Genomic DNA, 19,666 nt, shown 5'->3' with positions numbered 1-19,666 from the left:
CGCCTGCGCCGACAGCGTTGACGACCCCTCCGCGACGATCCTCACTGCACTGGAGTCCCCATGTTTTCTCGACGTTATCTGGCGATGTGGTGCGCAATCGTGCTGTTCGCCATCTGTGCTCTGTTTGCCGCGACGAATCACATTTCGTGGTTCTGGATCATCGTGCCGGTGGCGCTCGTCGCGCTCGGCCTGTTCGATTTGACGCAGCAGCACCACGCAATTCTGCGCAACTATCCGCTGTGGGGCCACTTCCGTTTCCTGTTTGAATTCATCCGGCCGGAAATCCGCCAGTATTTTGTCGAGGACGATACCGACGAGAAACCGTTCTCGCGCGCGCAACGCAGCATCGTCTATCAGCGCGCGAAGAACGACGTGGACAGCCGCCCGTACGGCACCGAGCTCGACGTCAAAGCAGTCGCGCACGAATGGATCAGCCACTCGCTCGCACCGACCACACTCGATAACCACGACTTCCGTGTCGTCGTCGGCCCCGACCGCGCGCAACCCTACTCGATGTCGATCTTCAACGTCTCCGCGATGAGCTTCGGCTCGTTGTCGGCGAACGCGATCATGGCACTGAACCTCGGCGCGAAGAAGGGCAACTTCGCGCACGACACCGGCGAAGGTTCGATGTCGAAATACCACCGCGAGCATGGCGGCGACATCATCTGGGAAATCGCCTCGGGCTACTTCGGCTGCCGCAACGACGACGGCACCTTCAGCGCGGAGAAGTTCGCGAAGCAGGCCGCCGAGCCGCAAGTGAAGATGATCGAGGTGAAGCTCTCGCAAGGCGCGAAGCCTGGTCATGGCGGTGTGCTGCCAGCCGCGAAGATTACGCCCGAGATTGCGGAAACGCGCGGCGTGCCGATGGGCCGCGATTGCATCTCGCCCGCCACCCACTCCGAATTCTCGTCGCCGCGCGGCCTGCTCGAATTCGTCGACCGCTTACGGACGCTGTCCGGCGGCAAGCCGACCGGGTTCAAGCTGTGCATCGGGCATCCGTGGGAATTCTTCGGCATTGCCAAGGCGATGCTGGAGACAGGGATTCTGCCGGACTTCATCGTCGTCGACGGTGCGGAAGGCGGCACGGGCGCAGCGCCGCTGGAGTTCACCGATCACGTCGGCGTGCCGTTGCAGGAAGGCTTGCTGCTGGTGCACAACACGCTGGTCGGCATCGGCTTGCGTCAGCGCATCCGGATCGGCGCGAGCGGCAAGATGATTACCGCGTTCGATATCACCAGGACTTTGGCGATCGGTGCGGATTGGGTCAACGCGGCCCGTGGCTTCATGTTCGCGGTCGGTTGCATTCAGGCCCAGACCTGCCACACCGGCCGCTGCCCGACGGGCGTCGCGACGCAGGATCCGGTGCGTCAGCGTGCCTTGGTGGTGCCGGACAAGGCCGACCGCGTGTTCAACTTCCATCACAACACGTTGCATGCGCTGAAGGAAATCATTCAGGCCGCGGGGCTCAAGCATCCTGCTGAACTACGCGCGCATCACATCGTGCGGCGCGTGTCGTCGCATGAGGTGCAGTTGATGTCCGAACTGTTGAAGTATCTCGATCCGAATGATCTGCTGAAGGGTAACTATCGCTATACGCTGTACGAGAAGTATTGGCCTTTGGCGCAAAGCGATTCGTTTGCGCCGAAAGTTGAACTGGCGGCGACTTAACCCGGTTATGGTGGCGATCGGCTGGCGTGCCGATCGTCGCAACGTTTTAGACGTGGATTACGAGTTCAGGATCTGGAAGCGTTTTTGGGTTTCCATATCGATGAGGTGAGGGTCTATGCGTTCCCGTCAGGTGCCGAGATGACAGATCGTTCCGGTCCGGCCTTTCGCCCCCGGTATCATCACTTGTTCCAGTCGAGCCCTTCGCTCAAGGCCGAGCTTGTAAGTCGTGCTGTTCACGGCAACATTGTGATCGACAGCGAGCGTGTTTCGGGCTTTCTGAACGACGATTCAGTCCGCCACGCGATTGCCATCTATCAAGTGGGTGCTACGAAGATCGAGAAGGTTTGGTTCGTTAGCTAGGAAATCAGGAAGTCCTCGCGGAGTCTTAGGTTTTGACGGCGAGTTCTTGCGCAAAAATAAGAATACTTAAGACTCCGTCTTATATACAAGGACAGCGGCGGACCGTACATTTGCGTGGTCTTGTTCCCCCTCAATGTTCATGGTTACGCCCTCTTCTGTTCCGCTGCCGCTCGGCGAGCGCACGCAACTCGTCCAGACCCGCCATGGCTGGATGCTCGCCAATCCAAACGACTTCTATCTCGGCCGCGCCCTCATCGAATACGGTGAATGCAACGAACTCGAATCTGCTGTGTTGCGACAGTTGCTGGTGCGGCCGGGGATCGTCGTGGAAGTCGGCGCGAATATCGGCGTGCATACCATTCCGTTGGCGCGTGAGGCGCAGGCGCGCCGCCAGGTGCTGGTCGCGTTCGAGCCACAGCCGGTGATCTTTCAGAACCTCTGCGCTAATCTCGCTGCCAACGAGTTGCATAACGTGCTGGCATGGCCGTATGCGTGCGGGGCGGGTGCAGGGACGCTGCATTTCGCGCGGCCCGACTACGACGCGCCGGGTAACTTCGGTGGCGTGTCGATGCAGACGGAGGCTGGGGCGAACACGATCGCCGTGCCGTGCGTGCGGCTGGATGACGTACTGCGCTCGCATACCGTCGGGCTGCTGAAACTCGACGTTGAAGGCTTCGAGTTGAGCGCGCTGCAAGGCGCGGAGGAAACCATCGCGCGCTCGCGGCCAGTGATTTACGTGGAGAACGACCGGCTCGATCGGTCGCAGGCGTTGATCGAGTGGTTGTGGTCGAAGGAGTATCGGATGTGGTGGCATTTGCCGCCGCTGTTCAATCCGGGGAATTTCTTTGGGCGCGCGGAGAATATCTACGGCAGGTTGCTGTCGTGCAATATGCTCGCGCTGCCGCGGGAGTTGGAGATGGAGATTGAGGGGTTTGTCGAGGTGACGGATGCGGATTCGGCAACGCATGCGTTGATGAGTTTGGGTAGTTAGCGGAGCGCGAGGCGACGCGTGAATACGCGTTTAAGCTGTGGCGCGCGCTGTACAGCACGGGCATAGGCGAAGGTATGTGCCTCTACAGGACTGAGAGCATGGAAGTAATCGCGCGTCGAATAGAACTGCGCTCGCGCGGCCCTCAGATCGCGAATGACTTTCCAGGTCCCGCCACTCGGCGGGCCATTTTTTGTCCGTTGATTACGACTCTTGCGCCTCGTCCGCACCCGCGCCAATCTGCCGAGGGCAAGGGGCATTGCACCATTCGCCCAACGCCCTCAGTACGTCCTCAACTACCGGCCCCCAATCGCCTAGCCGCTGTTGACGGAACAGCCGCATCGATGGATACCAAGGGCTATCAGTTCGATCAGCCAGCCATCGCCAATCTGTACAAGTAGGGAGGAGTACCCATACTGGCCGTCCCGCCGCACCTGCCAGGTGTGCAACCGAGGTGTCAATGGTGATGACCAGATCAAGCGTTTGTACGATAGCAAGCGTATCGGAAAAATTGGAGATGGCTGGCCCGAGTGTATGGAAATCGAACTCACCCGCGAGCGCTTCCCCTTCATGCTCCAGCTCGCCTTTTTGAAGTGCAAACCAGGTCACACCGGCATGTCGCAGCAAAGGTCGCAACGCGTCTAACTTGATTGACCGATATCGGTCAAAGCTGTATTCAGGATTTCCCGCCCACACCAGTCCGACGCGCATCCTCTTAGACACTTTGACGGGTGAAATGTTGTCGAGATAGCTCTGCCAATGTCGAACTCGGTCCTCGGTCGATGTGAGATACGGCATGGCGACAGGGAGCATCGGTAGGTCGAGTTTTATGTGTTCTGGAACCCGCAGCATGCGGCACCAGAAATCGTAAGCGTTGGGTGGCTCTTCTGTCCACACGGCATGAACGCCGCTCGCCCCACGCGCCAAATCTCCAATGGGCACGTCAACCCAAACATCAACGACGGCGCCTTGCCGGCATAGCCAATCGGCCATACGTAAAAACTGAATCTGATCTCCCAGCCCCTGTTCGGCGATCAGTAGAAACTTCCGTCCCACAACAGACTCCCCTGCCCATTCGGGGAAATCTGGGCGAACAAGGTTGTGATTCTGCGGCAGGTGTTCATGCCACTTTTGTCCCTTCCATCCTGGCTCGAAATCGCCAGATTGAAGCTGACTCAGGGCGAGGTTGTACTGCATATGTGCGTTGTCCGGCAAAAGGCGCACAGCCTCGGTACTATGTGCCCGCATCCTTGACGGGTTGCCGAGTACGGCGAATGCATAGGCCGCGTTGTGATGCAACCATGCGCTTTCTGGGTCGACATCAAGTCCTTGTTCGGCCACGCTGATGGCTTCCGAGAAGTGATGAACGCTGTTGAGCGCGTACGAAAGTTCTTTGAGTGCCGTTGCATCGGCCGCAAAGTGTGCTCGCATATATTCCACAACATCCCCGATGTCCGCATGACGTTCGGCTTTTGCGAGCACCGCTATCAGACCGAGACCATCAGCAAGGCTTTTCGAGTCGATCGCCCACGCGCGCGTCCAGTAATCCGCTGCATGCGAGAATTTGCCTAGTTCGGTGCTGATTCTTGCCAGCGCGCGAACGGCGTGATGCAACTTAGGTTCGATTGCAAGTGCGTTCTCGTATTGAACGATTGCCTCGCTTAAACGTCCGGCTGATCGCAGGCAGTCGCCGAGATTCCTGTGGAGACTGGCGGTACTGCCACTCAAGCCAAGCGCACGATGATAGAACGCTTCAGCTGCCACATGATCCCCGCCTGATGCCGCAAGCAAGCCGCCATGTTCCCAGATATCTGCACGCTTTGGCGCTATGGTTAATGCACGATTAACAAACACCCGCGCCTGCTCCAACTGGCCATTATGAAAGCTGGCGAGTCCCGCTTGATGAAGAGCGTGCACGTTCTCAGGAGATAGAACTATTGCTTCCTGATAGGCAGCCAGTGCCTCCGGCATATGATCATTGCGAAAATGCGCGTCAGCGCGTGCAAGACAGCCGTCTACTTCAAGCTGCGCGGGGAATTGATTCTCGGACATAGGCTAAGATCTGAAGTGCAATGTTTTATGGCCCGTCAATATCGAACGACGCCAGCATGGATTGCTACATAAGGGCGTCGATTTGGTATCGGATTGACTTATTGCGCGTAGCTTCCCACTAAGGAAATGCCAGTGACCTTGGTGCTCGCGTTGACCACTATGTAATACGTTCCCGCCTGCGGCGTGGCGAATGAACAAGTATTGCTGCTTCCATTCGCTATAGTGGCCTCGCAAAGAGAATGCGTAGTAGTAGGTGAATCACGTCGTGCATACATCGTCGCCGTGCCACTCCCTCCCGACAACGTAAGCGTGAGACCTTTTGCGCCGTCCGGGACAGTGAGCGCATAGTACTGTAATTCGTAGGCGGCCGCAGAAATTTGGACTGCGACATTTCTGACCAATTCAGTTATCGGCGGCGGTCGAACTGGAACCATGCGCGTCAGTGTACTCACGGCGCCGGTAGTGTCCGTAAGTGTCAGCGATATATCGTAATTCCCGGCGTATTCGTAATTATGGTATGGCTGGTGCGCGTCCGGCACTGTCCATACTGTACCGTCGCCAAATGTCCAAGTCCGAGATACGATAGAAGCACCTCTGCTGGACGAATTGTCCGAGCATGTCAGTTGCATCAAATTTGGCGCCTCCCTACACGTAAAGTCTGCGGCCGCCGGAATCTTTCCCGATTTGGCGGCTGCGACGGTTGCCGTTGCGTCGAGCATACCTGCACCGATGGGTTGATCCAGCTGCCCGACGGGAAATGCGCGCGCGTTTTGCATGATCAGGGCTCGCATTTCTCCAGGTGTCAGGGGCTTGGGTGCCGCCGCTTGAGCAAGCGCAATAACCCCGGACACAAAGGGGGTAGCCATGGAGGTGCCCGTCAGGTACGAGTACGCGTCGCCCACGCTCGGCGATGCCGTCCCGTAGTTCCACGTAGACCATATGTTCTCTCCCGGAGCAGAAATATCGACGACCGGTCCGTAGTTAGCGTCAGCCCCGCGATTACCATTAGCATTATGTCCGGCCACGACGATAACATTCATACAGTTGCCTGGTTGATAGAACTCCGCATTCAGATTGTTATTTCCTGACGCAACAACAACCGAGGCCCCGCGTTTTACTGCATCATTGATTGCATTCTGATAGGTGAAGCTGCAAGTCCCGTTTCCTCCGAGGCTCAGGTTAAGAACTTTTGCTGGGAACGCATTCGTGGGAACACCGTCAACAGCGCCACCAGAAGCCCAAGCAATCCCGTCAGCAACATCAGACATTAGACCCGAACCACATCCGTTTAGTACACGAACTGGCACTACCTTTGCCCCCCACGCGGTTCCGGCTATACCTTTGCTGTTGTTGGTTGCTGCCGCGAGGATGCCGGCAACGTGGGTGCCGTGCCAGGTAACAGGACAGGCCTCTGTCGTGGTACCGAGATTCGATCCATTGCCGCCTCGATTCCCTGCGGTAAAGTCGTAGCCGGGCAGAATATTGGAATCGAGGTCGCTATGACTCGTTACGCCGTTATCTAGCATGGCTATGACAACTCCAGACCCATTGCTGATGTCCCATGCACCTTCAGCCCGTATGCCGCCAATGAAGGTTCGAGTTGCCGTACTTGGCGTGTATGCCCACTGCATCCTGTCGTAGTCCGTGTCGTTGGGGACCATGTTGACTTGCATTGGCGTGTCGACTTCGACATATTCCACGTCGGGGTCGGCCGCAATATTGCGCATAAAAGCTTCAGCGTCCTTGGCGTTCAACTTTCGATCACTTGCAATTACGTCTGCTCCAATACCTAGGCGTCGCAAATGTTTTGCTTTCACGATGAAGCCGCTCGTTCGCCTATCGAGCCTCGGCTGAACTGTATCCTTTGAAGCCAACTCAGATGTGCCGCTCCTGTACTTAACAATGAATCGATCATTCGATTCGGTCGTTTGGAGACCACTTATGCTGACCAGGGCCTTTTGATTCAAGGAAACCTCGCCGGAGCTTGCCGCATCCGGTGCCGCGACGCCCTCGGCTATCGGCAGCGTGGGAACTGCCGCATCATCACCACTATTTCCGCCACATGCTGCAAGTGCAAGCGAGATGCAGGCGGTGCTTGCAAACACTCGACCTGCCTTTACTTTGCACCATCGCGGACGGATCGCACTGATTTTGCGGGACCGTTCCCGCCTATTTTCTTGTCTCTTCTTTTGCACATTTTTCATACGGTTTGCAAACGAAATTGCCCCTGTTTCCTGCTTTTGATGCTGCGCCCTGAGTCGCGACCACATGCGGACCTGTTGTGAGACTTCGGCGCAGGTCCTATCTTTATTTTCGGAAGACTCACAGCGAACGATTAGCAACGACGCGCATGCGCTATGACACTTCACCACCTGTAATCGGCGCGTTAGCGTTGTAATCATTCGTAATGGAGGAGCCTAAATAGCGTGGGCGAGTAAAGCCATCAGGGACGTCTATTTATCCTCAGGGGAAAATCACCGGAGCGTGTACGACTGTGGGCATGCTGTTGATGCAATAAAAAAGGCGCGATTGCTCGCGCCTTTTTTATTGCTGTGGCGTGGTAGCCACTATTCCTGGTTAGTGCTGCACGGCTGCCTGCTGCTCACCAGCACTCGCGGTAGGTCTTGCCAGCACAGACTTGCGCGTTGCGTTCATACTTTGCTCCGTGTCAATCCAACCTTGCCCTGCCACTTGTGCAGCCTCGGAAAGCAGTTTCGCCGCAACGTTGGCCGTGATGCGACTGTGAGGAACCCCCTTAGCGTCAAGGGCGATTACCTGGTACAGTTCGCGGTCGCATTCAATCTCTCTTTCATATCCCTCGGCAGTCTCAACCAGCGGTTCCAATAGCGCTTTCTGGCTTTGTCGCTCCTCCCTTGTCATGGAAGGACTCCTGCATATTGAGGCTGCAAGAATAGCCAGTCTCCTGAGTTGGTCCAACTGGCGGTCGCACAAGTTGTGCGCTGATAGTGCCAGTTTTTCGTACTGGAGAGCATCAACGGAAGGACGTGTTGCGGGGTGGGTCTTTTTAGTGGTTTTGGTCATAGTGCGATTTCCGGTTTGTTCCTGAATCGCCCGACACTCGCCAACAGATGGGGTGAGCGGGCACGTAGCGAGTTTGAGAGACCGGGCGATGAAACCATAACCGGCGAGCCGCAAGGCTCCCTCACCACGGCCCGCCCATAGAAAGGCGCGCATGGCGGAGCACTACCCACTCTCGCGGGTAGTGCGGTTACATCGCTACGAGCTCTCACACCCGCGCCGTTTTGTCTAACGGCAGAAACAATGTAAATCAACTATTTTTTGAGAGGATCAACTGGCCAAGCTAAACGCGAAAATTATAACTAATCTTTACATTCGGCCCTGCAGGCGCTCTTTACTGGTTATCGTGCAACGGACGCCGGCACTCGACTACGATCGGTGCATGGTCAACCCACTGCCGTGCCCAGTTGAAACAAAAGACGACCAAATCGACACGACGCGCATGCATGCATGCGTGCGTGCGCTGACGACATCGGCCAACGGTTTCATCGCGAGTCGAAAGAACTATGAAACCTGCCCGAAACACCCCTTTTGTCGCCCAAGGAACCCTTCAGTTCCCGTCAGACCCCGCAAAACGGACACCCCCCTCCCTTTCCGTTAAAATCTACGGTTTAGCACTTCGCTCCACGGCCAGCCTGTGCGCTTCGGCGCTTACGGCGCGGCCCCATGCCCGAAAGGCACTTCATGCTCACGTTTCAGCAAATCATCCTGACACTGCAGTCCTACTGGGACAAACAGGGTTGCGCGTTGCTCCAGCCGATCGACATGGAAGTCGGCGCGGGCACGTCCCACGTCCACACCTTCCTGCGCGCAATCGGTCCGGAACCGTGGCGCGCCGCGTATGTGCAGCCGTCGCGCCGCCCGAAAGACGGCCGCTACGGAGAGAACCCGAACCGCCTGCAGCATTACTACCAGTACCAGGTGGTGCTGAAGCCGGCGCCGGAAAACATCCTCGATCTGTACCTCGGCTCGTTGGAAGCCCTCGGCTTCGACCTGAAGCAGAACGACGTGCGCTTTGTCGAAGACGACTGGGAAAACCCCACGCTCGGCGCCTGGGGCCTCGGCTGGGAAGTGTGGCTGAACGGCATGGAAGTCACCCAGTTCACCTACTTCCAGCAGGTCGGCGGCCTGGATTGCAAGCCGGTGCTGGGCGAAATCACCTACGGTCTCGAACGTCTCGCGATGTATCTGCAGAAGGTCGAGAACGTCTACGACCTGGTCTGGACCGAGTGGGAAGAGCAAGGCCCGAACGGTCCGGAACTCCGCCGCCTGACCTACGGCGACGTGTACCACCAGAACGAAGTCGAACAATCCACCTACAACTTCGAGCATGCGAACGTCGATCTGCTGTTCACGTTCTTCAACAGCTACGAAGCGGAAGCCAAGCGCATGATCGAAGCGCAGATCGCGCTGCCCGCTTATGAACTGGTACTGAAGGCCGGCCACACGTTCAACCTGCTCGACGCCCGCGGGGCGATCTCCGTCACGGAACGGGCGGCCTACATCGGCCGGATTCGCGCGCTGTCGCGTCTGGTCGCACAGGCTTACTACGACTCGCGCGAAAAGCTCGGTTTCCCGATGCTCGGCAATCCGGTGCACGGCGTGCCCGGCCTCACGACCGACGCACAAGATGCTGCAATGCCCGCGTGGGCACCGCCGCTGAAAATCGAACGCAAGATCGATCCGGACTGACGAGAACATCAAGAAATGACTCAACCCCATCAAGCTACCCTGCTCGTCGAGCTGCTGACCGAAGAACTGCCGCCTAAAGCACTCGCGCGTCTCGGCGACGCCTTCGCTGAAGGCATTGCGCAGCGCCTCGCGGCGCGCGACCTGGTCGAAGGCGAATTGTCGTTCGAACGTTATGCGACGCCGCGACGCCTCGCTGTCACGATCAAAAACGTGCGCTCAGTCGCGCCGGAAAAACACGTGCGCGAAAAAGTGCTGCCGGTTTCCGTCGCGCTCGATAAAGACAGCCAGCCCACCGCGCCGCTCGCCAAGAAACTGGCCGCGCTCGGCTTCCCCGATTTTTCGGTGAACGACCTGGAGCGCGCGCAGGACGGTAAGACCGAAGCCTTCTTCCTGCGCTACGCCGCGCCGGGCGCCACGCTTGCCGAAGGCCTGCAAAGCGCGCTCGACGAAACGCTCGCCAAGCTGCCGATCCCGAAGGTAATGACGTATCAGCGCCCGGACGGCACCAATGTGCAGTTCGTGCGTCCGGTGCATCGCCTGACCACGTTGCACGGCGAACAGGTCGTGCCGGTCACGGCACTGGGCGTCGATGCCGACGACACCACGCTCGGCCACCGCTTCCTGTCGGAAGGACTCGTACAGATCCAGCACGCGGATTCGTACGCCGATACGCTGTTGCACAAGGGCCGCGTGGTCGCGAATTTCGCCGACCGCAAAGAAACCATCCGCACGCATCTGCTGGCGCAAGCCGACGGCGACCAGGTCGTGATGCCGGAATCGCTGCTGGATGAAGTGAATTCGCTGGTCGAATGGCCGGTGGTCTACGCCTGCCGTTTCGAGGACGAATTCCTGCAAGTGCCGCAGGAATGCCTGATCCTGACGATGCAGACGAACCAGAAATACTTCGCGTTGACGGATGCGAACGGCAAGCTGCGCTCGCGCTTCCTGATCGTGTCGAACATCGAAACGAAAACGCCTGGCGATATCGTCGAAGGCAACGAACGCGTGGTGCGTCCGCGTCTGGCTGATGCGAAGTTCTTCTTCGAGCAGGACAAGAAGAAGCCGCTCGCCGACCGCGTGCCGCTGCTCGCCAACGTCGTGTATCACAACAAGCTGGGTTCGGCGCTGCAACGCGTCGAGCGCGTCGAAGCGCTGGCGGGTGCAATCGCCTCGCTGATCGGCGCGGATGTCGCGCTCGCGAAGCGCGCTGCACGTCTGGCCAAGGCCGATCTGATCACCGATATGGTCGGCGAATTCCCCGAGCTGCAAGGCACGATGGGCACGTACTACGCGCGCCACGACGGCGAGCCGGAAGAAGTCGCGCTGGCATGCTCGGAACACTATCAGCCGCGCTTCTCCGGCGATGCGTTGCCGGCCACGGCAACCGGCACCGTCGTCGCACTCGCCGACAAGCTCGAAACGCTGGTCGGCATCTGGGGCATCGGCCTGCAACCCACCGGCGAGAAAGACCCGTTCGCGCTGCGCCGTCATGCGCTCGGCGTGCTGCGGATTCTGGTCGAGAAGCAATTGCCGGTTGACCTGATCGAACTGCTGCGCACCGCTTACGCGCAATTCGCCGCGGTACCGGGCGTCGCCGATTCGACGCAAGCGATCTATGAATTCAGCATGGACCGCCTGCGCGGTCTGCTGCGCGAACGCGGCTACGCGCCGGGTGAAATCGACGCGGTGCTGGCACTGAACCCGAAGCGCCTCGACGACATCGTCGCGCGTCTGGATGCAGTGCGCGAATTTGCAGCGCTGCCGGAAGCGGCCTCGCTCGCGGCAGCCAACAAGCGGATTTCGAACATCCTGAAGAAATCGGAAGGTTTGGCGACCGGCGGTGTACAGGTTGCACTGCTGACCGAAGCGGCCGAAAAAGCCTTGTACGCACAGCTCGAACAGGTCGCGCCGCGCGTGCAATCGCAACTCGCCGCACGCGACTACACGGGCGCACTCACCGCGCTTGCCGCGCTGCGCGAACCGGTCGACACGTTCTTCAACGACGTGATGGTCAACGCCGAAGATCCGGCGTTGCGCGCCAACCGTCTGGCCTTGCTCGGCGCACTGCATCAGCAGATGAATTGCGTCGCCGATATTTCCCGACTCGCCGCCTGAGCCCCGCGCCATGCCGACCAAAAAAGTGGTGATCCTCGACCGCGACGGCGTGATCAACGTCGATTCCGACGCGTTCATCAAGTCGCCGGACGAATGGGTTGCCCTGCCCGGTTCGCTCGAAGCGATCGCGCGCCTGAACCAGGCGGGTTATCGCGTGGCGGTCGCGACCAACCAGTCGGGTATCGGCCGCGGTCTCTTCGACATGAACGCGCTCAATGCGATGCATCTGAAAATGCATCGCATGGCGGCGGCGGTCGGCGGCCGCATCGACGCCGTGTTCTTCTGCCCGCACACGGCGCAAGATCACTGCGAATGCCGCAAACCGAAGCCCGGCATGCTGAAGATGATCGCCGAACGTTTCGAAGTCGATCCGCACAATACGCCGGTGGTCGGTGACGCGATGCGCGACCTGCAAGCGGGCGCGTCGCTTGGCCATCCGACGCATCTGGTGCTGACCGGCAAGGGCCGCAAGACGCTCGCAGCCGGCGGCCTGCCCGAGGGGACGCGTGTGCACGACGACCTGCGCGCGTTCGCACTCGACTTCCTTTCCGACGCTCACGAGTGACGCGCACCACGCGCGTCCCCAACCCTCACTGACCACGACGATGCGTTTCATTCGTTCTTTGCTGCTGCTGATCTACTTCGTGCTCTTCACGGTGCCGTATGCAACCGCGTGCTTCATCGCGTTTCCGTTCATGCGCGCCGACAATCGCTACTGGATGGCCGCCGGCTGGTGCCGCGCCACGCTTCACACGGTGCGTTGGCTGAACGGCATCCGCTACAAGATCGAGGGCTATGAGAACTTGCCCAATGGTCCGGCCGTGCTGCTGTCGAAGCATCAATCGGCCTGGGAAACGCTGGCGTTTCCGGCGCTGATGCCGCGGCCGCTGTGCTACGTGTTTAAGCGCGAGTTGCTGTACGTGCCGTTTTTCGGCTGGGCATTGGGCATGCTGAAGATGGTTCACATCGACCGCAAGGAAGGCAAGTACGCGTTCGAATCGGTCATCAAGCAAGGCAAGCAGCGCATGGCCGAAGGCGCCTGGGTGATCATGTTTCCGGAAGGCACGCGTACGCCGACCGGCAAGCAAGGCAAGTACAAAACCGGCGGCGCGCGTTTTGCGATTGCTACCGGCGCGCCAGTCGTGCCGATCGCGCACAACGCCGGACGTGTGTGGCCGCGCAACTCGTTTCTCAAATATGCGGGTATAGTCACAGTGTCGATCGGCAAGCCGATCGACACGACGGGGCTCACGCCCGATGAAGTGAACACGCGCGTCGAACAGTGGATCGAAGCTGAAATGCGTCGCCTCGATCCTACCGCGTACCGCGCGGCGGATAGCACCTCCGCCGCCGCACCAATCTGACGCGCCCGCGCCCTCGAAGGCGCATTTGCGCGAAGCCGAATCCGATGCAGAAGTCTCCTACGTCGCAGCCCGCTGCGGCGCTCGATAACCGGCAGCTCGATCTCCCGCTCTTCGCCGAGCCGGGGTCGATGTCGTCGTCCCCTTCACCGTCGGCGGGCTCGCAGGGCGGGCAGCAGCCGGCCGTGCCGCTCGCACCGGACGGCACCAGGCTGCGCAGCCTCACCATCGGTTCGCGCACGCTGCACTATGCGCTCAAGCGCTCGGCACGCCGCTCGATCGGCTTTGCTATCGACAGCACCGGCCTGATGATTACCGCACCACGTTGGGTCACGCTTGCCGATATCGAAACCGCGATCACCGAAAAGCAGCGCTGGATTTTTACGAAGCTGATCGAATGGCAAACGCGTGTAGAACAGCGCGCGTTGCCCAAGGTCGACTGGAAAGATGGTGCTGAAGTGCCGTATCTCGGCCAGCCGGTGCGCGTGAAGCTCGGTGCGCCGCAAGGCACGCTCGCGTTCGACGCGGATGAAGCCGCACTGCAAGTGCCGCTGCCACTGCAAGCGGACCCGCAGCAGATCAAGGATCGTGTGCAAGGGTGGCTGCAAGGCGAAGCAAAGCGCCTGTTCGGCGAGCGCCTTGCGATCTACGCGGAGAAGCTGGGCGTCAACTATCGCGCGTATGCACTCTCTTCGGCGGCCACGCGTTGGGGCAGTTGTTCGAGCGATGGGAAAATCCGCCTGAACTGGCGGTTGATTCACTTCCCGCTGTCGATTATCGATTACGTCGTTGCGCACGAACTCGCGCATCTACGCGAGATGAATCACAGTCCGCGCTTCTGGGAGACTGTGGAATCGATTTTTCCGGAATTCCGCGAAGCGCGGCAGACGTTGAAGTCGCATCCTCCGGAATTGCTGCCGACACTTTGAGGCCTTCAAGTCCTCTTCGGCCTTCTTCGGCCTTCAGGACTTCGGCCATGCAGACTTAAAGCCGGCGCCTCAACGCGAAGCACCGACTTTCTGAAACCCACCACTCACTCCGTGCAGAAGGTTTCCTGCAAGTGACGCCACGTCACCTTGCCGTGCACGTCCAGATCCATCACCGCCGTCGAGCGCCGCACGTTCGCATTGCCCGCGTTGTCGCGCTGATACTCACGATATTTCACCACGGCACCCGATGGATACTCGGACACGATCTCCATATCGCGAATCGTGATCTGCGAGCCGGGGCGCGCGCCGTTCAGCTTCGCAAAAATCTCGCGCAGGCCCGCGTGGTCCAGTGTAAGACCGGACGGCATCACCAGCGTGAATTGCGGAGCGAAGCGCGCCATGATGCGATCCAGCGCGCCGTGATCCGCGGAGCCGTCGAACAAAGTCTGGATTTCGACGTGGATGTCGTCGAGTTCTTTGAAGTAGGGATTGCCGTTATTCATTGCGTGTCTTCGCCCCGCTGCTTACGTCACTTTTTCTTCTGAATGAACTCGATCTTGTAGCCGTCCGGATCTTCGACGAAAGCGATCACGGTGGTGCCGTGTTTCATCGGGCCGGCTTCGCGGACGACCTTACCGCCCTGGGCCTTGATCTTGTCGCAGGCGGCGTATGCGTCGGCGACTTCGACGGCGAGGTGCCCGAAGCCGGTGCCGAGGTCGTACTTCGGCGTGTCCCAGTTGTGCGTGAGTTCGAGAACGGTGCCGTCACGTTCGTCTTCATAGCCGACGAAAGCCAGCGTGAATTTACCGTCCGGATAGTCATCGCGGCGCAGCAATTTCATCCCGAGCAGCTCGGTGTAGAAGGCAATCGAACGGTCCAGGTCGCCGACCCGGAGCATGGTGTGAAGCAGGCGCATTGTGTACTCCCTAGTGCGTGATGTCGAGAACGACAATGTACCCGGAATCGCGCCGCGCTGCAGAGCGCGCCACACGTGCCGACATGCGGCGAAACGCGTGGCATGCCCATTTTCAGCTCGCGCTTTTCACCTCGTCGCGCAATGCGCGCCGCAAAATCTTGCCGACATTGGTCTTCGGCAGTTCGCTGCGGAACTCGATGATCTTGGGGCGCTTGTAACCCGTCAGTTGCTCCTTGCAGAATGCAAGAATGTCCGCCTCGGTAAGCGCAGGGTCTTTCTTTACGACGTAAAGCTTCACCACTTCACCCGCCTCCGCGTCAGGCACGCCCACCGCCACCACTTCGAACACGCCCGGGTGCTTCGCCACCACGTCCTCGATTTCATTCGGATAGACGTTGAAGCCCGACACCAGAATCATGTCTTTCTTGCGATCGACGATCTTCACGAAACCCTCTTCCGTCATCACGCCGATGTCGCCGGATTTGAAGAAGCCGTCCGGCGTCATCACCTTCGCGGTTTCGTCGGGACGGTTCCAGTAGCCGGCCATCACCTGCGGCCCGCGAATGCAGATTTCGCCGCGCTCGCCGAGCGGCACGTCGTTGCCGGCGTCGTCGCGAATCGAAATTTCCGTGGACGGCAATGGCAAGCCGACCGTCCCGGTGAACGCGGTGGACGTCGGCAGATTGGTCGTGGCGCACGGCGAGGTTTCCGAGAGCCCATAGCCTTCGACGATCGGCACGCCGGTCAGCGCTTGCCAGCGTTGCGCGACGGCTTGCTGCACCGCCATGCCGCCGCCGTTCGATTGCACCAGCTTTGAGAAGTCGAGCGTCTTGAAGTCAGGTTCGTTCAGCAGCGCGTTGTACATCGTGTTCACGCCGGGAAACGAGTTGATCGCGTAGCCTTGCAAGGCTTTGATGAGCCCCGGCAGATCGCGCGGATTCGGAATCAGGATGCCCATGCCGCCGCAACGCATCGTCAGCAAACCGCAGACCGTCAGCCCGAAGATGTGATACAGCGGCAGCGCGACGACCGTGATGTACTGCTTGATGTCGACGCGCCCGCGATACACCGGTTCGCGCCACAGCTCCGATTGCAGGACGTTGGCGATCAGGTTGCCGTGCAGCAAGGTGGCGCCCTTCGAGACACCGGTGGTGCCACCGGTGTATTGCAGCACCGCCACATCGCTTTGCGTAAGCGTGACGGGCGTGAAGCCCGCGTCCGAACCGCGCGCGATCGCATCGTTCAGCGCAATACACGAAGTCGGCGGCACATTGTCCGCAACCTCCGGACTACCCGCGCCGAGCATCTCGCCGATCGACGTCAGCACGATATGCTTGACCGACGTATGCGCTTGCACAGCCTCGAGCGTCTTCGCGAACGGTTCGAGCAGCACGATCGCTTCCGCGCCGCTGTCGTTCAACTGATGCTCGAGTTCTCGCGGCGTGTACAGCGGATTGACGTTCACCACCACGTAACCGGCACGCAGGACGGCCGCCATGACTATCGGATACTGCAATACGTTCGGCAGCATCACGGCGATGCGCGCGCCGCGCGCAAGACCTAGCCATTGAAACCACGCCGCAAGGTGACGCGACTTCGCATCGAGTTCGCCGTAGGTCAACTCGCGTCCCATGCAAACGAACGCGCGCTCTGCGGCGTGCGCCTGGAAACTCCGCTCCAGCAAATCGCCGAGGGAACTGAACTGTGTAGTGTCGATCTCCGCCGGCACGCCTGGCGGATAGGACTTCAACCAGATTTTTTCCATGTCTCCTCCTTGGGTTTCGCATCGCGATGCGTCAACGCACGATGTGCTGCTGCGCCGACACGCCGATGCGAGCCGCGCTGTTTCTATCGCGTAGTAAGTGCGGGCATACGCCGCGCGGGCCGGTCGAAGCAGTCGAAGAATCTGCGCAACTGCTCGGCCGTGCCGCGCTCCAGCACTACTGTGCCGCTCTCGAGGCACTTGGGCAACTGCGACGCCATGTCGCGCAGCATGCCGTACAGGGTGCTGGTTTCCAGCGCGAGTTGTACGTCAATCACCGACGGTGTGCGCTCATGAATCTGCAACACGCCACGCCGCAATTCGAGCGCATGCGTTTCATTGCGATCCGTCACACGGAATGCGAGTGTCATCTGCACGTCGGCGCAACGTTCCGGATCGACATTCACGCTAAAGCGCTGGAACACGTTGCGCAGCGGTTGGGCGCGCAACACGTCCGTCGAGGCGAGACTCGAGCTGCCCGCAAACGGCAGTTCGTCGTAGGCGTGTTCGAGTTCGCGCGCCGCGCTCAGATACCAGTTGCGCCAGTTGGTATTCACCGTGCGGTAGCCCAACTCGCGCAACGCGCTCGCCTTGATGTTGCGCGCGTCGGCATCGGTTGTATCGAGGCGCACCAGCAGCGTGGCCAGTTCCACAGCCCAGCGCCAGTCGCCGTCGCCCAGGGCAATACGCGCAGCGGCGCGCACCGCTTCCACGCCGCCCATCATCTTGACCATGCGCTGCGAACGTTCAGCACGCGGCAGCGGATCGAGCGACGCCGGATCGCCATCGAACCAGCCGAGCTGACCGCTGTACACCTGCCGCACCGAGTGCTTGACCGTGCCGTAGTACTCGCCAAGCCACGCATGCTCCGCGAGATGCGGCGGCAGCGCCGGAATGGCCTCGGCGAGTTCGTCCGGGCTCAGGCCGAAGTTCATGTGGCGAATGGTCTGATCGTGGATGAACTGGATCGCGTCGCGATACACGCACAGCACCTCGGCGACATACTGCGCGCCCGATACCGGACGGCCATGCGCCGGCACCATATGCGCCGCGTTGAAGCCGCGCATCATGTCGATGGTCTGATACCAGCGCACCGGGTCGCGATAACGCGTGCCGCGCAGCGTGTGCACGTTCGCGAGACACTCGCCCTGGATCACTTCCGCCGACAGCAGCACGCCAAGCTCTGGCAGCCACATGACGATTTCGTCGTCGGCTTCGGAAGGCGCGTAGCGGAACTCGAAACGTACGCCTGCCAACACGATATCGAGCTTGTCGTCGAACACCCGGGTCGGCGCAAAGAAGCTCGCCGGCTCGGCGATCAACACGGGACCGATGCCCGCGTTGACCTTGCCCGTCGCGCCGGCCGGCAGCAGCGTGCCGAAGCTGTAGGCCGAACGCGTGGCGAGAATCGGTGCCACGAGGTTCGCGTTGTTGATCACGGTGTCCATCAACGAGCGGTGCGCGATGATCTCGACGCTGCCCGCCTCGAGCGCGGCTTCATCGACGAAAGCGCGCACGCCGCCGGTGTGGTCCGTGTGGTTGTGCGTATAGACGACCGCCTTGACCGGCAGCTCGGCATGACGCGGATCGATCGCGCAGAAGTCCTCATAGATGCGCTTCGCAGCGGACACCGCCTCAGTCGCATCGATGACCACGATGCCGTCGTCTCCCACCACGAAGATGATGTTCGCGATCGCGTAGCCGACCGCGCAATACACGCGTTCGGCGACACGATAGATACGTTGCGCCATGCGCTGCGAGTGTTCGGTCAGGCGCGGCGGCACGGTCGGCGCGGCGATGGCGTAGGCGAGGTTCACGCCTGCGTCGAACGCGACATCGAGCGGTTCGCCGATATGCGGCGCGTCGAAGGCGGGATTGCGGACCCGTTCGGGGCAACATGAGCTCATACGGTGTCTCCTTGACTATGTGTTTGCGCGTAATGGAAATCGCGCGGCATCTGGCTGTGTTTTCGATTAATGAAATCGGAATTCTGATTCCGATTTTTGGGCAAAAAAATCAGTCGTCCGGTAAACCAAGGCAGCGCCGAAGCCGGATTTGCAGCCACGACCGCAATTGCCGGCTGGAGAGCGACAACGGACCCGGGTCGTTCAGCACGCTGTTGACCAGCATGCCGAGGATCATTTGCAGGGTGGCGCGCACTTCGAATTCGAGCGCCTGGGTTGCAGTGTCATTGGTCTTGATGCGGCGTGACTGTGCCAACGCGCTGACGAGACGCGGCACGATCATCGCCAGCACCTCGTGATTGGTCGATTTCACGGCGTCCCAGCTGGTTTTGCGCTGCGACGCCCGCAGCAACGACGCGTGATACAACCCGCGATTGCGCCGGAACGTCATCACGTAAAACGAAATGACCGCATCGGCAAGCGTGCCCGCGTCGTTCGAACGCCAGGCCGGGTCACGCTCGACGGTCTCGCGGATGTGCTCGAGCCCCTCTTCCATCGCCGCGTCCTGGACGACCTCGAAGAAGCTGTCCTTGTTGTCGAAGCGCCGATAGAACGCGCCGATCGACGTACCCGCACGCTCGACGATGTCGTTGATCGACAGATCGTCGAGATTGCCGCTCGCTTCGATCAGCTCGCGTCCGGCTTGCAGCATGCGAACGAGCCCCTGCTGGCTGCGCGTCTGACGTGGCGCGGCGATGGCGCTGGGTTGCGCTTCGCGGCCGCGCGGTGAAGTCGTCGTCATGCGGTGTTCAGCCTCGGTTCGCTGTTCTGAGAAAAATGAAGACTCACGGCAAACCGGAATCTGAATTCCGGATCG

16 protein-coding genes are annotated in these 19,666 nt (G+C 60.0%); 8 read left to right on the top strand and 8 right to left on the bottom strand.

Annotation, left to right across the window (positions count from 1 at the left end):
- Window positions 1-60: 60 nt before the first annotated feature.
- The 3 genes from PQQ86_RS02325 to PQQ86_RS02315 all read left to right on the top strand — a co-directional run bounded on the left by PQQ86_RS02325 (window position 61) and on the right by PQQ86_RS02315 (window position 3,022).
- Complete coding sequence (locus tag PQQ86_RS02325; RefSeq protein WP_408264622.1) at window positions 61-1,671, top strand: FMN-binding glutamate synthase family protein; 1,611 nt, start codon at window positions 61-63, stop codon at window positions 1,669-1,671.
- Window positions 1,672-1,755: 84 nt separating this feature from the next.
- Window positions 1,756-2,031, top strand: coding sequence for a hypothetical protein (locus PQQ86_RS02320; protein ID WP_408264620.1), 276 nt, complete (start codon window positions 1,756-1,758; stop codon window positions 2,029-2,031).
- A 139-nt stretch (window positions 2,032-2,170) separates the two neighbouring features.
- Window positions 2,171-3,022: an FkbM family methyltransferase gene (locus PQQ86_RS02315; RefSeq protein WP_408264618.1), complete on the top strand. Its 852-nt coding sequence runs from the start codon at window positions 2,171-2,173 to the stop codon at window positions 3,020-3,022.
- 201 nt (window positions 3,023-3,223) lie between these two features.
- Here PQQ86_RS02315 and PQQ86_RS02310 read toward each other — a convergent pair whose 3' ends face one another.
- From PQQ86_RS02310 to PQQ86_RS02300, 3 genes are all read right to left on the bottom strand, one after another.
- Window positions 3,224-5,071, bottom strand: a complete 1,848-nt coding sequence (locus PQQ86_RS02310; protein WP_408264616.1) for a tetratricopeptide repeat protein — start codon at window positions 5,069-5,071, stop codon at window positions 3,224-3,226.
- A gap of 98 nt (window positions 5,072-5,169) precedes the next feature.
- Window positions 5,170-7,275: a S8 family serine peptidase gene (locus PQQ86_RS02305; RefSeq protein WP_408264614.1), complete on the bottom strand. Its 2,106-nt coding sequence runs from the start codon at window positions 7,273-7,275 to the stop codon at window positions 5,170-5,172.
- A gap of 373 nt (window positions 7,276-7,648) precedes the next feature.
- On the bottom strand, window positions 7,649-8,113 hold the full coding sequence (locus PQQ86_RS02300; protein ID WP_408264612.1) for a hypothetical protein: 465 nt from the start codon (window positions 8,111-8,113) through the stop codon (window positions 7,649-7,651).
- Between the two features lie 681 nt (window positions 8,114-8,794).
- On the opposite strand from PQQ86_RS02300, the gene glyQ reads away from it, so the two are divergent.
- Genes glyQ through PQQ86_RS02275 form a run of 5 tightly spaced genes read left to right on the top strand, consistent with a single transcriptional unit; the run spans window position 8,795 to window position 14,207 of the window.
- Window positions 8,795-9,802: a glycine--tRNA ligase subunit alpha gene (gene glyQ, locus PQQ86_RS02295; protein ID WP_169490305.1), complete on the top strand. Its 1,008-nt coding sequence runs from the start codon at window positions 8,795-8,797 to the stop codon at window positions 9,800-9,802.
- A gap of 15 nt (window positions 9,803-9,817) precedes the next feature.
- Window positions 9,818-11,917, top strand: a complete 2,100-nt coding sequence (glyS, locus tag PQQ86_RS02290) for a glycine--tRNA ligase subunit beta (RefSeq protein ID WP_408264610.1) — start codon at window positions 9,818-9,820, stop codon at window positions 11,915-11,917.
- Between the two features lie 10 nt (window positions 11,918-11,927).
- Complete coding sequence (gene gmhB, locus PQQ86_RS02285) at window positions 11,928-12,482, top strand: D-glycero-beta-D-manno-heptose 1,7-bisphosphate 7-phosphatase (protein ID WP_408264608.1); 555 nt, start codon at window positions 11,928-11,930, stop codon at window positions 12,480-12,482.
- A 40-nt stretch (window positions 12,483-12,522) separates the two neighbouring features.
- Entirely contained in the window at window positions 12,523-13,281 is a 759-nt protein-coding gene (locus PQQ86_RS02280) for a lysophospholipid acyltransferase family protein (RefSeq protein WP_408264607.1), read from the top strand.
- A gap of 44 nt (window positions 13,282-13,325) precedes the next feature.
- Entirely contained in the window at window positions 13,326-14,207 is an 882-nt protein-coding gene (locus PQQ86_RS02275) for a M48 family metallopeptidase (protein WP_408264605.1), read from the top strand.
- Between the two features lie 104 nt (window positions 14,208-14,311).
- On the opposite strand, the gene PQQ86_RS02270 is transcribed toward PQQ86_RS02275, so the two are convergent.
- From PQQ86_RS02270 to PQQ86_RS02250, 5 genes are all read right to left on the bottom strand, one after another.
- Complete coding sequence (locus PQQ86_RS02270) at window positions 14,312-14,710, bottom strand: hypothetical protein (protein WP_408264603.1); 399 nt, start codon at window positions 14,708-14,710, stop codon at window positions 14,312-14,314.
- Between the two features lie 26 nt (window positions 14,711-14,736).
- A complete protein-coding gene (gene gloA / locus PQQ86_RS02265; RefSeq protein WP_054037722.1) occupies window positions 14,737-15,123 on the bottom strand; it encodes a lactoylglutathione lyase in 387 nt (128 codons plus the stop codon).
- A 112-nt stretch (window positions 15,124-15,235) separates the two neighbouring features.
- Window positions 15,236-16,888, bottom strand: coding sequence for a long-chain-fatty-acid--CoA ligase (locus tag PQQ86_RS02260; protein ID WP_408264601.1), 1,653 nt, complete (start codon window positions 16,886-16,888; stop codon window positions 15,236-15,238).
- 83 nt (window positions 16,889-16,971) lie between these two features.
- Complete coding sequence (locus tag PQQ86_RS02255) at window positions 16,972-18,792, bottom strand: alkyl sulfatase dimerization domain-containing protein (protein ID WP_408264599.1); 1,821 nt, start codon at window positions 18,790-18,792, stop codon at window positions 16,972-16,974.
- Window positions 18,793-18,901: 109 nt separating this feature from the next.
- A complete protein-coding gene (locus PQQ86_RS02250; protein WP_408264598.1) occupies window positions 18,902-19,591 on the bottom strand; it encodes a TetR/AcrR family transcriptional regulator in 690 nt (229 codons plus the stop codon).
- Between the last annotated feature and the right edge of the window lie 75 nt (window positions 19,592-19,666).

It is taken from the genome of Paraburkholderia sediminicola (assembly GCF_046026675.1).
Classification (GTDB): Bacteria; Pseudomonadota; Gammaproteobacteria; order Burkholderiales; family Burkholderiaceae; genus Paraburkholderia; species Paraburkholderia sediminicola_F.
This window is presented reverse-complemented; position numbering and strand designations above follow the sequence as displayed.